The sequence below is a fragment of the Actinopolymorpha pittospori genome, assembly GCF_014873875.1.
GTDB lineage: Bacteria > Actinomycetota > Actinomycetes > Propionibacteriales > Actinopolymorphaceae > Actinopolymorpha > Actinopolymorpha pittospori.
Genome location: NZ_JADBEM010000001.1, coordinates 8,150,743 through 8,164,592, shown reverse-complemented (window position 1 = coordinate 8,164,592; position 13,850 = coordinate 8,150,743). Strand labels below are relative to the sequence as shown.

General features: G+C 71.3%; 12 protein-coding genes. 7 read left to right on the top strand and 5 right to left on the bottom strand.

Annotated features, from left to right (window positions below; all coding sequences use genetic code 11):
- Nucleotides 1-3: 3 nt before the first annotated feature.
- Entirely contained in the window at nucleotides 4-978 is a 975-nt protein-coding gene (locus HEB94_RS37965) for an SURF1 family cytochrome oxidase biogenesis protein (RefSeq protein ID WP_192754309.1), read from the bottom strand.
- A 173-nt stretch (nucleotides 979-1,151) separates the two neighbouring features.
- On the opposite strand from HEB94_RS37965, the gene moaA reads away from it, so the two are divergent.
- Nucleotides 1,152-2,150 (top strand): GTP 3',8-cyclase MoaA, encoded by a 999-nt coding sequence (moaA, locus tag HEB94_RS37960; RefSeq protein ID WP_192754308.1) that lies wholly within the window; start codon nucleotides 1,152-1,154, stop codon nucleotides 2,148-2,150.
- Between the two features lie 61 nt (nucleotides 2,151-2,211).
- On the opposite strand, the gene HEB94_RS37955 is transcribed toward moaA, so the two are convergent.
- Nucleotides 2,212-2,436, bottom strand: coding sequence for a hypothetical protein (locus HEB94_RS37955; protein ID WP_192754307.1), 225 nt, complete (start codon nucleotides 2,434-2,436; stop codon nucleotides 2,212-2,214).
- Nucleotides 2,437-2,721: 285 nt separating this feature from the next.
- On the bottom strand, nucleotides 2,722-3,051 hold the full coding sequence (locus HEB94_RS37950; protein WP_192754306.1) for a DUF3099 domain-containing protein: 330 nt from the start codon (nucleotides 3,049-3,051) through the stop codon (nucleotides 2,722-2,724).
- Between the two features lie 164 nt (nucleotides 3,052-3,215).
- Between HEB94_RS37950 and HEB94_RS37945 the strand changes: the two genes are divergently transcribed.
- From HEB94_RS37945 to HEB94_RS37930, 4 genes are read left to right on the top strand one after another with little or no spacing between them, the layout of a single operon-like run.
- Nucleotides 3,216-4,178 carry an ABC transporter ATP-binding protein gene (locus tag HEB94_RS37945; RefSeq protein ID WP_337918194.1) on the top strand — a complete coding sequence of 321 codons (963 nt, stop codon included), beginning with the start codon at nucleotides 3,216-3,218 and terminating at the stop codon, nucleotides 4,176-4,178.
- Nucleotides 4,175-4,909 carry an ABC transporter permease gene (locus HEB94_RS37940; RefSeq protein ID WP_192754305.1) on the top strand — a complete coding sequence of 245 codons (735 nt, stop codon included), beginning with the start codon at nucleotides 4,175-4,177 and terminating at the stop codon, nucleotides 4,907-4,909. Before HEB94_RS37945 ends, HEB94_RS37940 begins: the two co-directional genes overlap by 4 nt.
- Nucleotides 4,910-4,935: 26 nt before the next feature.
- On the top strand, nucleotides 4,936-6,060 hold the full coding sequence (locus tag HEB94_RS37935; protein WP_238362969.1) for a sensor histidine kinase: 1,125 nt from the start codon (nucleotides 4,936-4,938) through the stop codon (nucleotides 6,058-6,060).
- Complete coding sequence (locus HEB94_RS37930; RefSeq protein WP_192754304.1) at nucleotides 6,057-6,671, top strand: response regulator; 615 nt, start codon at nucleotides 6,057-6,059, stop codon at nucleotides 6,669-6,671. The genes HEB94_RS37935 and HEB94_RS37930 overlap by 4 nt, the downstream gene beginning before the upstream one ends.
- 39 nt (nucleotides 6,672-6,710) lie before the next feature.
- Here HEB94_RS37930 and HEB94_RS37925 read toward each other — a convergent pair whose 3' ends face one another.
- Both HEB94_RS37925 and HEB94_RS37920 read right to left on the bottom strand, forming a co-directional pair.
- Nucleotides 6,711-8,150, bottom strand: a complete 1,440-nt coding sequence (locus HEB94_RS37925) for a serine hydrolase domain-containing protein (RefSeq protein ID WP_192754303.1) — start codon at nucleotides 8,148-8,150, stop codon at nucleotides 6,711-6,713.
- Nucleotides 8,147-9,862, bottom strand: a complete 1,716-nt coding sequence (locus HEB94_RS37920) for a CocE/NonD family hydrolase (RefSeq protein WP_192754302.1) — start codon at nucleotides 9,860-9,862, stop codon at nucleotides 8,147-8,149. The genes HEB94_RS37925 and HEB94_RS37920 overlap by 4 nt, the downstream gene beginning before the upstream one ends.
- A 153-nt stretch (nucleotides 9,863-10,015) precedes the next feature.
- Here HEB94_RS37920 and HEB94_RS37915 point away from each other — a divergent pair, with 153 nt between their 5' ends.
- Both HEB94_RS37915 and HEB94_RS37910 read left to right on the top strand, forming a co-directional pair.
- Nucleotides 10,016-12,067: an ABC transporter ATP-binding protein gene (locus tag HEB94_RS37915; RefSeq protein ID WP_192754301.1), complete on the top strand. Its 2,052-nt coding sequence runs from the start codon at nucleotides 10,016-10,018 to the stop codon at nucleotides 12,065-12,067.
- Nucleotides 12,060-13,844 carry an ABC transporter ATP-binding protein gene (locus HEB94_RS37910; protein WP_192754300.1) on the top strand — a complete coding sequence of 595 codons (1,785 nt, stop codon included), beginning with the start codon at nucleotides 12,060-12,062 and terminating at the stop codon, nucleotides 13,842-13,844. The genes HEB94_RS37915 and HEB94_RS37910 overlap by 8 nt, the downstream gene beginning before the upstream one ends.
- The last annotated feature ends 6 nt before the right edge of the window (nucleotides 13,845-13,850 follow it).

Genomic DNA, 13,850 nt, shown 5'->3' with positions numbered 1-13,850 from the left:
ACGTCAGTCGACGGGCGTGCCCTGGTCCTTCGCCGGCGCGTCGGCGGGCGTCTTCCGGTCGCGTGCCGCCTCGGTTTCGCGCGCTGGCTGCGCGGGCCGGGGCGTTCCGGTCGGGCGGGGCGTTCCGGTGCCGCGTGACCCGGTGCCGCCTGACCCGGCGGTCCGGGACGTGGAGCCGGCACGCCCGGCGACCGCCCGCGCGCTCGGCTCGACCCGGGTGGAGCGCAGCCGGTCGCGGAGTTGGCCGGCGTGTGCCTCGTCGTAGGCGAGCACGCCCACACCACCGACGCCGATCACCGCGAAGAGGAACCACTGGAACGCGTAGGCGAGGTGAGGTCCTTCGGACAGCTCCGGCGGCGGGAGGAGGTGCGGTTGGCCGCCGCCGTCGGCCGGCTCCGGTACCCCGCCGGCGAGTTCGACGTAGCCGCCGACGACCGGGTAGGGGAGGATCGCGGCGATCGCCGACACGTCGATGAAGCGGGTCTGCCCGTTGCCCAGGCCCGGGTTGCCCGCGCCGGCCTCGCTCTGGCGTACCCGGCCGATCATGGTGACCTCGCCACCGGCCGGCGCGGGCGGCGTCGGCGCTCCGGTCGACCTCAGGCTCGGGATCCAGCCCCGGTTGACCAGGACCGCCTCGCCGCCGGGACTCCCGGCGATCCGGAACGGCGTGAGCACGTTGAAGCCGGGCTCGCCCTCCAATGGGCGGTATCGCACCAGAATCTGGTGCTTCGCGTCGTAGGTGCCGCGTGCCTTGACCGTCTGCCACTCCTGCTTGGCGCCAACCTCGCGGCCGGGAGCGAGTACGTCGTCGGCCGGGCGCGCGGTCACCCCGCTGTTGCTCGTGATGATGGCGTTGTTCGCACGGCGTTGGTCCAGGCGGTGGAGCTGCCACTGGCCCAGGAGACCGAACACCGTCACGAGCAGTGCGACCCCGACCATGAAACCGATCCAGCGTGGCCGCAGCAGAAAGCGGTACACGAGCAGTGACGCTAACCGACAGACCTGTGCGAGCCTCCCATCGGGGTCCGTGGCGCACCTGTCGGGGGCCGGGCGGCGGAGCCGACCGGGACCGGAAACGATCTTCGCCGACCCTCGCTTCGACCGCTGTCACGATCACCCGCTCCCGGGGAGACATGGCCTAGGGTTGAGGGATGGCTGCGCGGCTGATGGACGGCTACTCCCGGGTGGCGACCGACCTGCGGGTCTCGCTGACCGACCGGTGCAACCTGCGGTGCAGCTACTGCATGCCCCCTGAGGGGCTGCCATGGTTGCCGGCGCCGGAGGTGCTCACCGACGACGAGGTCCTCCGGTTGGTCGACGTGGCGGTCTCTCTGCTCGGCGTGCGTGACGTGCGCTTCACCGGGGGCGAGCCGCTGATCCGGCGCGGTCTGGTCGACATCGTGGCTCGCACGGCGCGGTTGGCGCCGCGTCCGGAGATCTCCCTGACGACCAACGGCATCGGACTCACCCGGTTGGCGCAGCCACTGAAAGACGCGGGCCTCGACCGGATCAACGTCTCTTTCGACACCCTGCGGCCGGAGACGTTCGCGGAGCTGACCCGACGCAACCGGTGGTCCGACGTCGTCGCCGGACTCGCGGCAGCCGAGGGGGCCGGCCTGACGCCGGTCAAGGTCAACGCCGTCCTGATGCGGGGGGTCAACGAGTTCGAGGCCGCCGACCTGTTGTCCTGGTGCCTCGAGCGCGGCTACGAGCTGCGCTTCATCGAGCAGATGCCCCTCGACGCGCTGCACAAGTGGAGCCGCGACACGATGGTGACCGCCGATGAGGTCCTCGCGCAGCTGCAGGAGTCTTTCGTCCTGACACCGGACGACCCGCGCCAGCGCGGCAGCGCACCGGCCGAGACGTTCGTCGTCGACGGCGGACCGGGTCGGGTGGGCATCATCGCGTCGGTGACCAGGCCGTTCTGCGGTGACTGCGACCGGGTGCGGCTCACCGCCGACGGACAGGTGCGCAACTGCCTGTTCGCCCGCGAGGAGTCCGACCTGCGCACCGCGCTGCGGGCCGGGGCCGACGACGCCGAACTCGCGCGGCGGTGGCAGGCGGCGGTCGCCACCAAGCGGCCCGGTCACGGCATCGACGATCCGAGCTTTCTCCAACCGGCCCGGCCGATGTCCGCGATCGGCGGCTAGGTCGCGCCGGCAAGTCTCACCGGCCAGCTGGGAGTCGAGGGCACCCGCGACGTGACGCGGGTCACTCCCGCGGTTGATCGCCCTGGAACGGTTCGACGTCGCGGAGGAAGCTTCGCGCCGACAGGAAGTCGGAGAGTTGACGCCGATGCTCGTCGCAGGCGAGCCAGGTCTTGCGCCGGTCAGGGGTGTGGATGCGCGGGTTGTTCCACAACAGCGCCCACGTGGCTGTTCGAGTGCAGCCCTTCGCGGAGCAGATGGCATCCGGTGCCGCGGTTGGTTCGGTCATGAGTACCTCTGGGCAACCGCGAGAGAGAGCGGCGAAGTGCCCTATTCGATAGGGAATTGCCGTGAAGCGTCCCCAGTATAGAGCGGACCCGACTTCGAAGAGTGTTGGGGAAAAGCCGCAATTCGCGCATTCGAATGCGCTGCGTAACGGGTGAGTTTCTGTAGACAACAAAAGAAGCGATGCCGGGCAGCCACGGGGGAAGCCGCCCGGCATCGCATCACGTCGCACTCCGACGGGGGAAGCGGAGCGCGCAGAAAGAGTCTGGCACGAAGGGGCCAGCCAGGTCTAGCCGGTCCCCGCGTTATTTTGCGGCGGCCTGGCGTGATTGGGAGCGGGTGGAAGCTCCCCGGCATGGTCGGGGAGGAAGGCCGGTGGCGCGCTGTTGCGGCGCTCACGTCCGGCGTTGGCGATTACGACCGCGATATACGGCAGGAGGAAGGCGGCCACGATGAGCAGCCACCGAAGAATGCCGTGCGTGACGAAGGCCCCGATGAAGCACGCGGTTCGCACACCCATCGAGATCAGGTAGCGGACTTCACGGGAACGCACGTCAGCCTTGAGGCTTCGCGGGGCCCCCGAGATCCGGAAGACCGGCTGGTCCGACTTCTGGTTCATCCCACCTCCCGCGTCGCATGCCACGTTACGCCCAGTACGACGGTGCTGCCGCCGCGGATGTGACCTGGGGGCAGGAACTTACGGGTCCCTTGTGACAGATGTCATGGCGAGGTCACGATTGCCGGCGCAGGTCCACGTTCGGCCGGTCGACGATCGTGGTCCACGTGAACACACCAACAGCCACCACGACGGGGATGGCGGTCCGCCTGACCGGTCTGGTGAAGAGTTACGGGACCGTCCAGGCCGTCCGTGGCGTGGACCTCGACATCGCACCCGGTGAGGTCGTGGCGCTGCTCGGCCCGAACGGCGCCGGCAAGTCGACGACGATCGACATGCTGCTCGGCCTGGCCCGACCGGACCAGGGCAACGTCACAGTGTTCGACGTCGAACCGCACCGGGCCGTCGCGCAGGGCTACGTCGGCGCGATGCTGCAGTCCGGCACCCTCCTTCCGGACGCGACCGTGGGCGAACTGGTCGAGATGTTCGCCGCATTGCACCGCGACTCCCTCCCGGTCCAGGAAGCGCTCGAGCAGGCCGGTATCGCCGACCTCGCCCAGCGACCGACCGCGAAGCTGTCCGGTGGTCAGGCCCAGCGCGTTCGGTTCGCGCTGGCCGTCGTACCGAACCCCGACCTCCTCGTCCTGGACGAGCCGACGGTGGGCATGGACGTGGAGTCCCGCCGGGCATTCTGGGCGGCGATGCACAAGCTCACGGCCGCCGGCCGGACGGTGCTCTTCGCCACGCACTACCTCGACGAGGCCGACTCGTACGCCGACCGGGTGGTGCTGATGCGGGGCGGCCGGGTCATCGCCGACGGCACCTCGGCCGCGATCAAGAGCCAGGTCGCCGGCCGCAGCATCACCGCCACACTCCCGGGCGCCGACCGCGCGCGACTGGCCGGCCTGCCCGGCGTCACGGAGGTCGAGACGCGCGGCGACCAGGTGGTGCTGCGCTGCAAGGACTCCGACGCCGCGCTGCGGTCCCTGCTCGCGACGTACACCGACGCCCGCGACGTCGAGGTCCGAAGTGTCGACCTCGAGGACGCGGTTGTCGCCCTCACCTCAGACGCGGCCGAACCCTCCGGCGCGCTCAGCCAATCCACCCAGGACACCAGGAGCCTGTCGTGACCTCGCGCTACCTCCTCCTCGAGGCGCGCCGCGCCTACCGCAACAAGCGGTTCCTCTTCTTCACCGTGGCGATGCCGGTCGCGCTCTTCCTCATCTACGTCCAGTTGTACGGCGAGGAGCAGGGCATCAACGGCGTCAGCGCCCGCGCGTACCTCATGGTCAGCATGGCGGCGTTCGGCGCGATGAGCGGCTCGATGTCGGCCGGCAGCAGGATCGCGCTCGAACGTCAGAGCGGCTGGAACCGCCAATTGCGGCTGACCCCGCTCCGCCCCCTGTCCTACCTGCTCGCCAAGGGCAGCGTCGGCATGCTGGTCGCGTTGCCGGCGATCATCCTCGTCTACGCCGCCGGCGCCCTCATCGAGCACGTCCACCTCTCGGCCTGGGAGTGGGCGGTGTCCGGGGTCGGGCTCTGGCTCGCGCTGATCCCGTTCGCGGCGCTCGGGATCCTGATCGGCTACGTCGCCTCGCCCGACAGCGCGCAGGCGATCTTCCCGGCGACCTTCATGACCCTGTCGCTGTTCGGCGGGATCTTCATCCCCGTCGAGGTCATGCCCAAGGTGATGGCCAACATCGCGCAGGTGCTCCCGTCGTACTGGCTCGGCATCATCGGGCGCAGTCCGCTCGGTCTGGCCGGATTCGAGTGGAAAGCCATCCCTGTCCTGCTCGGGTGGGCTCTGGTCATCGCGCTGATCGTGGCGCGGCGATACCGCATCGACACCGCCCGGGCCTGAGCGGCTTAGAGTCGGTCCCCGTGAGCATGCCCGAGACGCAAGTCCCCGGCCGCAAACGCGGCCGGGGACTGATCTTCGGAGCCGTCTGGCTGATCTTCCTGGCCAGCCCGGTGTCCGAGGCCCTGCAACGGCACCCCGACGTTGGCATGCGGGCCGTCGTGATCGCCGTGACGTCCGTCTTCTGCCTGCTGTACATCGCGATCTTCCCGCTGCTCGCGGCGACCGCTCCGGCCAGGTGGGTCGGTCCGGCCCTGCTCGCCGGGCTCGCGCTCACGGCCGGAGGGTTCTGCCTCCTCGCGGGCGAGGACGGCATCTTCAGCTTCGTCTTCCTGGGTGCCGCGGGAGGGGTCGTACTCTCCGAGCGCCAGTCCGCCCTGTGGACCGGGACGTGGGTCGGGCTCACCGTCCTGCTGCCCCTGGTCGTCCCCGGCTGGACGATCGAGCCGTCGGGCACGATGTCGGTGCTGCTGGGCGCGATGGCGGCCTCTGGGTTCGTGCAACTGCTGCGCCGCAACTGGGAGCTTCGCGAGGCGCAGAGCGAGATCGCCCGGCTCGCGGTGGCCGACGAGCGCCTGCGCTTCTCGCGCGACCTGCACGACATCCTCGGACACAGCCTCACCGTGATCACCGTCAAGTCGGAGCTAGCAGGCCGGTTGGTCGAGGGCAACCCCGACCGCGCGGCGACCGAGATCGCCGACGTCGAGCGGCTCGCGCGGGAGGCGCTGTCCGACGTTCGCGCGACGGTGGCCGGCTACCGCGCGAGCAGCCTCGCGGCCGAGGTCAGCCAGGCCCGGCGCTCCCTCGAGGCGGCCGGCATCACCGCCGTGCTTCCCAGCGCCGTGGACGAGGTCACCGGCCCCCATCGCGACCTGTTCGGCTGGGTGGTGCGGGAGGGCATCACCAACGTCGTACGCCACAGCAGGGCGACGTCGTGCAGCGTCCGGTTGACGCCGACCAGCGTGGAGGTCGTCGACGACGGGGTCGGTGTCGGCGCGGGAGCGCCCTTCGACCTCGAGCACTGCCCGGACGCCTCCCACCACGGGAACGGCCTCACCGGACTGCGGGAGCGCGTGGTCGCGGTCGGCGGCACCCTGCTGGCGGGCCCACGAGCCGAAGGCGGTTTCCGACTCCGTGCGGAGGTACCCCAGTGAGTGAGGCGATCAGGATCCTGCTCGCTGACGACCAGCACCTCGTGCGCGGTGCGCTGGCGGCGTTGCTGTCCCTCGAACCCGACATCGAGGTCGTGGGCGAGGTGGGCAGGGGCGACGAGGTACTCGCGAAGGCCCGCGAGACCCGGCCCGACGTGGCGCTGCTCGACGTGGAGATGCCGGGCGGCGACGGGATCACCGCCACGCGCGAGTTGCGGGTGGGGCTGCCGGCGTGTCGGGTGCTCGTGGTCACGACGTTCGGGCGGCCGGGCTACCTGCGCCGGGCGCTCGAGGCGGGGGCGAGCGGCTTCGTGGTGAAGGACACCCCGGCCTCGCAACTCGCCGACAGCATCCGCCGGGTCCACCAGGGACTGCGGGTCGTGGACCCGACGCTGGCCGTGGAGTCGCTGGCGTCCGGGGACAGCCCGCTGACCCGGCGGGAGCGCGACGTACTCCAGGAGACCCGCGGTGGCGGCACCGTTGCCGACATCGCGCGGGCGCTGTCGCTGTCGGAGGGGACGGTGCGCAACCATCTCTCGAGCGCGATCGGGAAGACGGGTGCGCGTACCCGGGCCGAGGCCGTGCGGATCGCCGACTCCCAGGGCTGGCTTTGACGTTCCGCCCTCCCTTCCCGCGATCACCAGGGGCGGGGGTCAGGCGTCGGCCGCGCCGCTCTCGGTCCGGCCGCGTTCGGCGAGCCGGCCACTGATCCGGACCAGCGTGCGGGTCTGGCCGGCGTCGTCCGCGAGCGTCAGGAAGTCGACGATCGCGTCCTTGGACGGACCCTGGACGCTGCGGAACCTGCGGGCACCGACCGGCTCGAGCACCAGCGCGGGCTGTTCGCTCTCCTCGGCGTTCTCCTCGTCGATCTCGGTCACCTCGACGGTCAGTCGCCCGGTGCCCTGCTCCGGCGCGATCACGAACCGACCGTCATGACGCTCGTAGACGCCGGCGAACGCGCCGAGGTCGCCCTCCGACAGCCGGACGACGCCCACCTCGGGCCGTTTCGCGAGCCCGCGGTAGTGCCGGAGCGCCCACGCCTCGATCTGCGCCATCGCCTGGGTACCGGACTCGCCGTTCGTAAGCTGGGCGAGCGCGAAGCCGCGTTCGGGCACCACGGTGAGCTGGGCCCGGAAGCCGCGGGTGGCACCACCGTGGTCGACGATGCGGACAGCGTTCCCCTCGCCGTCGGCGACGTCCCAGACGGACCAGCCGATGCCGTAGGACCGGCCGAAGTTCCCGGCCTCCACGAACGGCTCGCGCATCGCCTGGGCCGACGCGGCGCGCAGCAGCCGCTGCCCGTCGACCTCGCCGTCGCCGATGTGCAGGGCGGCGAAGCGCAGGAGTTCGCCGACGGAGCTGACGATGCCGCCCGCGGGGTTGACGTGGCGCGGGAAGGAGTACGGCCGGGCGACCTGGTGGCTCGCGGCGGGACTCTTCAGGTGGTGCCCGACCGCATGCGGCCAGGTGATCGCCTCCTCGGCGAAGTAGACGGTGCGTTCGAGCCCGAGCGGTTCGAACAACCTGGTCCTGATGGCGCCCTCGAACGTCTCCTTCGTCACCGCCTCGACGACCCGCCCCACCAGGGAGAAGCCGGCGTTGCTGTAGGTCCACAACGTGCCGGGCGCGGCCCACTGACGCAGCGTGGAGTACGTCGCGACCGCGTTGGCGAGACCGTCGTCACCTCGTCCGTAGTCGATGAATCGATCGCCCTCCAGTCCGCTCGCGTGGGCGAGCAACTGGCGCAGCGTGATCGACCGACGCGCGGTCGCGTCGGCGAGCACGAGGTCGGGGAGGTACTCCACCACGGGAGTGTCGAGATCCAACAGCCCGTCCTCGACCAGCCGCATGACGAGGGTCGCGGTGACGACCTTGGAGATCGAGCCCACCTGGAAGATCGTGTCGGGTGTCACCGGCTGGCGGGTCTCCACGCTCGTGACGCCGTACGCAAGGGTCTCGAGGTGACCGTCCTGCAGGACGCCGACCGCGACACCGGGCACGTTCCAGCGGCCCGCCTCGCCTCCCACACAGGCGGCGAGCGACTCGTAGTCGGGTCGGACGGCGGGCCACTCCGGCGCGCTGGTTCGGGTCATCGAAGGCTCCCGGCGTAGGTGGGCAGGACGATGCGGGACGTCGCGCGACCTCCGTGACGGACGGTCTGGTCGGCGGCGGGGGAGAGGTCGAAGCGGGGGTAGTTGGAGGAGGCGATCTCGATCCGGACGCGGTGCCCGGCGGCGAACGTCATCGCGGTCGAGCCGACCTCGACCTCCACCTCGCTCGTCGATCCCGGTGTCGCCCGGACTCGCCGGATCGAGTCGACGACGAGCATGGCGGCGCCGTCAGGGTGGACGTCGACGAGTTTCACCGTGACGTCGGTGACGGGGGCGCTCGAGGCGAAGGTGAGCTGGGCGCGAACCGTGCCGAGCACGGTGAGGTCGGCCGGGAGCACCTCACCGGTGTAGACGAGGACGTCGCGGCGTTCCTCCACGGCTCGCTGGTCGCGCGGACCTGCCTCGGGCAGGACGGGATGCAGGGTGCGACCGCCGCTGGTCGGCACCGGGTCGGTCGGGTCGTGCCGGTAGTGGTCGGCGCCGGTCGTCTGCGGGGGCGAGGACTCCAGCCGGCCGTCGGCCGCCAGGTGCAGGGTGACGGTGTCCCGCGTGGGTGGCCACGCGTCCAGGTCGAGCCAACGGTTGGCGCCCATGACGTAGACCCGCACGCCGTGGGGCACGTCGCCGCCAGCCATCCCGGCGGCGGCGAAGGCGACCTGTTCCTCCACGAGCCCGTTGAAGTCGCCCTGTGCGGTCACGCCGAAGTCGAGTTGCCCGGTCGTACGTCGCAGCATCGTCGCGTGTGACCAGGGACCGACAACGAGTCGCTGGCGCTTCGCGGTCTGCTCCTCGGCGCCCGCGAGCAGGGTGTAGCCCCGGATCGTGCTTTCGCAGAACAGGTCGTGCCACCCGGCGAGGTGGTAGCCGGCCACGTCGGTCCCGCCGGCCAACGCGGGCGTCGCGTCGAGTGGTCCCCACAGGTCGGCATCGGCGAACGCGGCGCCGTCAACGCCGTCAACGCCGTCGGCGCCGACTGCTCCGTCGGACGCGCGTCGGCCGGCCGCGCCGTCGGGGTTCGCGCCGGGTGCGCCCGCGAGGACGGCACCGCTCGGGCCGCTCCCGTCCGGGCTGAGCCAGCGGCCCCAGTTCGGGCTGATCCGGGCCAGGACGTCGTGGTCGTGGTCGATGGAGGCCGGCCAGGTGTCCAGCGCGCCGATCGAGGCGCGGCGGATGTCGCCGTCGAGGTTGCTGCCGAGGGCGCCGATCCCGAGCGTCCAGGACGAGAAGACCCCGAGTTGCAGGGCCCCACCCTCATACACCGCGGAACGGATGTCTGGTCCCGCGACGCTCGGCGCGACCACCCGAAGGGCGGCGGGTCGCTCCGCGAGGGCGAGCCACTGGGTGAAGCCGTTGTAGGAGGCGCCCGCCATCGCGACCGCGCCGTTCGACCAGGGCTGGGAAGCGCACCAGTCGACCGTGTGGGCGCCGTCGGCGCGCTCGCTCTGGAACGGCGAGAAGGCTCCGCCGGAGTCCCAGCGGCCGCGGACGTCCTGGGTGACGACCGCGAAGCCGAGCCGGGCGAGGCCGATGGCGTCGTGCATCCCTCGGACGGAGGCCCGTCCGTACGGCGTACGGATCAGCAGGACGGGATGGCGTTGGCCGTCGTCGGCGACGGTGACGTCAGTCGCGAGTGCTGCGCCGTCAGGCGTCGTGACGGTGGTGTCGAGACTCAGGATGCGCGCGGCTCGGTTCACCCTCGGAGCCTACGTTTCCGCGCCGGCGCGGACGGCGCGCCGTCCGCTGGGCTGTCCTTCCTCGGTCACCCCGGACTCCGGCGACACAGTACGACGGCAGAACGACATCGTCTTCCCGTTGACTAGACGTCTTGATGACGCCATTATGCCGTCATGCGTTCTCCGGTATCCGCCCAAACCGACCAGGCCAACCGCCCCGACGGGATCGCCCGCCGGTCCGGATCGGGTGCGGTCCGTTCCCTCCTGCGACGGTGGACGCATTCGGCGTCCATCCAGGGGATCGTGGCCCTGCTTCGGCTGCTGCCCCGGGTGAGTCGGCGCAAGCCCGCCCTGCTCGCCGTCGGGGTGGCGATCGCGGCGGCGCTCCCGGTCGCGACCGCCGTCCTGACCGGGTTGCTGATCGGGTCGATCCCGACGGCGGTCCGCGCCGGACTGGACTCCCCGAGCGGACGGACGACGCTCTGGTTGCTCGGAGGGGTGGGCGGCCTCATCGTCGTCACGCGCGTGGTCGCGCCGCTGCTGAGCGCCCTCACCGTCACCCTCGGCCGGGAGACCGACCGCTACCTCCAGGAACGCGTCATCGCCGCGGTCGGCCGGCCCAGCGGGATCGCCCATCTGGAGGACCCGGCAGTCCTGTCCGAGGTCCGGCTGGTCAGGGGACTGGGAGTCGACGCCAACCGGCCCGGCCTCGCCGTCGAGGCGCTGGCCTATGTGCTGCCGTCCTGGCTGCAGGCCCTGGGCTCGGCGGTGGTGCTGCTGTTCTTCTCGTGGTGGGTCGGCCTTGCCTGGTTGGTGGTCTGGCCGCTCGTGGTGTTCGTGATGCAGCGAGAGTACCTCCGGGTGGGCGAGGTCGGTTACGGCCGCAGCGACGCGCTGCGCCGTGCGGAGTACCTCCGCGACCTGGCACTCAACCCGCCGGCCGGCAAGGAGGTGCGGGTGTGGGGAATGCTGGGCTGGCTGATCGCGGCGTTCGAACAGGCCTGGCGATCCGCGATGGGGCCGGTGTGGGAGGTACGCCAGCCTCGTGCGCGGGTGGTGTTCGGCGCGAGCGGTGCCGTGCTGGTGATCAATCTCGCGTCCTTCGTGGTGCTGGTGTGGGCGGCGATCCGGGGCGACCTCGGGCTCGCGGCGCTGGCCGTCTACACCCGGGCGCTCGCCGGGGTGAACTCCTACACCGCCTTCGACGACCACAACGCCCACCTGTCCTTCGGCGCCGTGTCGGTCCCCAAGATCCTCGCGCTCGACGCCCGCCTGACTGAGACGCCCGGTACCGACGTGACGGACGCCCGGACGACAGCGGCGACGGGCGTCGCGACGACCCGCCCGCGCACCGCGACGCCCGACGTCGCGCTTCCACCGGACGCGCCACGGACGCGGATCCGGTTCGAGGACGTCACCTTCCGGTATCCACGCAGCGAGCGCTCCGCCCTCGCGGGTCTCGACCTGACGATCCCGGCCGGACGCTCGCTCGCGATCGTGGGGGAGAACGGCGCCGGCAAGACCTCACTGGTCAAGCTGCTCTGCGGCCTCTACCCGCCCACGAGCGGCCGGCTTCGCGTCGACGGCCACAACCTGGCCGACCTGGACGAACGCGCCTGGCGGGATCGCGTGGCGGTGCTGTTCCAGGACTTCGCCCGCTATCACCTGCCGGTCCGGGACAACATCGGGCTCGGTGCTCCGGCGTACGCCCACGACGAGGAGCGGCTGCGTGCCGCCGCCGAGAAGGCGGGAGTCCTCGACCTGATCGAGTCGCTGCCGCGCGGATGGGACACGGTGCTGTCCCGGGAGTACACCGGCGGCGTCGACCTCTCCGGCGGCCAGTGGCAACGCGTCGCGCTCGCCCGCGCGATGTTCGCCGTCGGCGCCGGGGCCCGGCTGCTCATCCTCGACGAGCCGACCGCGGCGCTCGACGTCCGCGCCGAGGCGCAGCTGTACGACCGCTTCCTCGAACTCACCGAGGGCCTCACCACGTGCCTGATCTCGCACCGCTTCTCGACCGTCCGACGGGCCGACCGGATCGTCGTCCTCTCCGACGGTGGCGTGGTCGAGGACGGTACCCACGAGGAGCTCCTCGACCTGGACGGTCGCTACGCACGGATGTTCACCCTGCAGGCGGCCCGCTTCCTCGACGACGCGACCTCGACCTCGACCTCGCGCGGGTCCTCCCACGCCCAGCACGCAGAAGGGACCGACCGCCATGCGTGAGACGTTGCGCGCCTACCGGATGCTGATCCGGATCGGCTTCCGTGCCGCGCCCTGGCAGGCGACGTTCCAGCTGGTGACCGGAGTGATCATGTCGCTCGGTGCTCCGGTCGCCGCCTACGGCGGGAAGCTGCTGATCGACGCCGTGGTCGCCCACGACCTGCGGCTGGGGGTCCTCGCGGGCGTCCTCGTCGCCGTGATGGTGGCGGTCAACCTCGTCACCGTCTTCTACTACGTCGACTGTGCCTTCGGAGTGATGGAGCGCGCCCGGGCATACGCCGACCGCCGGCTGATGGAGCTGATGGGCGGCGTCGACGGGCTCGCCCACCACGAACGACCGGAGTACCTCGACCAGGTTCAGCGCATCCGCGAGGAGAGCGGCGCGCTCGGTTCGATGACCAACGCCACCGCCGGCATCCTCCGCGCGGTGGTCTCGCTGGGCGCGGCAGGGGTTCTCCTCGCGCAGATCCATCCGGTCCTGCTGGCGCTGCCGTTCGTCGCCGTGGTCTCCATCGCGGTCGGCAAGCGGGCCAGGGACCTCGACGTCACCGCGCAGGAGCTCACCACCGAACCGGAGCGGCTGCGGCGGCACATCTTCGACATCGCCACCTCCGCGCCGTCCGGCAAGGAACTCCGGGTCTTCGGGCTCACTGGCGAACTGCTGGACCGGCACCACGCCGTCGCGCGGAAGGTGATCGACGAACGCAACCGCGCGACCTGGCAGGGAGCGGCACTCGGCGTGGTCGACGCGCTGGTGTTCGCGCTGGCCTACGTCGCGGCGATCGCGTTCGTCCTCCTACGGGCCGTTCGTGGGCAGGCGAGCCCCGGTGACGTGGTCCTCGCGATCGGGCTGGCCGCGCAGCTCACCGGCATCGTCTACAGCGCCGTCATGTACGGCACGCACTTCATGTGGGTACTCCGGATCGGCGTTCGGCTGGTGTGGCTGGAGGACTACGCGCGGGACACGGCGTACGTGCCGAGCGACCCGGCGGACGTGCCGGACCGGCTGACCCAGGGGATCGAACTGCGGGACGTCTCCTTCGGCTACCCGGACACCTCGCGCACCGTGCTCGACCGGCTGTCGCTGCACCTGCCGGCCGGCACGGTCGTCGCGCTCGTCGGCGAGAACGGCGCCGGAAAGACGACGCTGGTGAAGATGCTCTGCGACTTCTACCGCCCCGACACAGGGCAGATCCTGGTCGACGGCACGCCGCTCGCGCGGATTCCGGTCGAGCGGTGGCGGGCGCGGGTGAGCGCGGCGTTCCAGGACCATGTGGCCTTCGAGTTCCTCGCCCGGGAGACGGTCGGGGTCGCCGACCAGCCGCGGATCGGCGACGACGCGGCCGTCCTCGCCGGGCTGGAACGCGCCGGGGCGAGCGGCGTCCTCACCGCGTTGCCGAACGGACTCGAGACCCAACTCGGCAAGTCCTGGGACGGTGGCGTCGACCTGTCCGGTGGCCAGTGGCAGCGCCTCGCCCTCGGGCGCGGGTTGATGCGGTCCGACCCGCTGCTGGTCGTCTTCGACGAACCCACGGCCGCTCTGGACGCGCAGACGGAGCACGCGATGTTCGAGCGCTTCGCGCAGGCGGCGCGCACCGGAGCCGGCCGCGGTGCGGTGACGCTGCTGGTCTCGCACCGCTTCTCGACTGTCCGGATGGCCGACCTGATCGTCGTCCTGTCGAAGGGACGGGTGCTCGAGCAGGGCAGCCACGCCGAGCTGATGGAGCACGGCGGGCTGTACGCGGAGCTGTACGACCTGCAGTCCAAGGCGTACCGCTAGCTCACG

What these genes read in the sequence shown, in the direction of transcription:
- moaA (WP_192754308.1), top strand. Translation starts at nt 1,152, where the DNA reads ATGGCTGCGCGGCTGATGGACGGCTACTCCCGGGTGGCGACCGACCTG.
- HEB94_RS37910 (WP_192754300.1), top strand. Translation starts at nt 12,060, where the DNA reads ATGCGTGAGACGTTGCGCGCCTACCGGATGCTGATCCGGATCGGCTTC.
- HEB94_RS37935 (WP_238362969.1), top strand. Translation starts at nt 4,936, where the DNA reads ATGCCCGAGACGCAAGTCCCCGGCCGCAAACGCGGCCGGGGACTGATC.
- HEB94_RS37955 (WP_192754307.1), bottom strand. Translation starts at nt 2,436, where the DNA reads ATGACCGAACCAACCGCGGCACCGGATGCCATCTGCTCCGCGAAGGGC.
- HEB94_RS37915 (WP_192754301.1), top strand. Translation starts at nt 10,016, where the DNA reads ATGCGTTCTCCGGTATCCGCCCAAACCGACCAGGCCAACCGCCCCGAC.
- HEB94_RS37950 (WP_192754306.1), bottom strand. Translation starts at nt 3,051, where the DNA reads ATGAACCAGAAGTCGGACCAGCCGGTCTTCCGGATCTCGGGGGCCCCG.
- HEB94_RS37925 (WP_192754303.1), bottom strand. Translation starts at nt 8,150, where the DNA reads ATGACCCGAACCAGCGCGCCGGAGTGGCCCGCCGTCCGACCCGACTAC.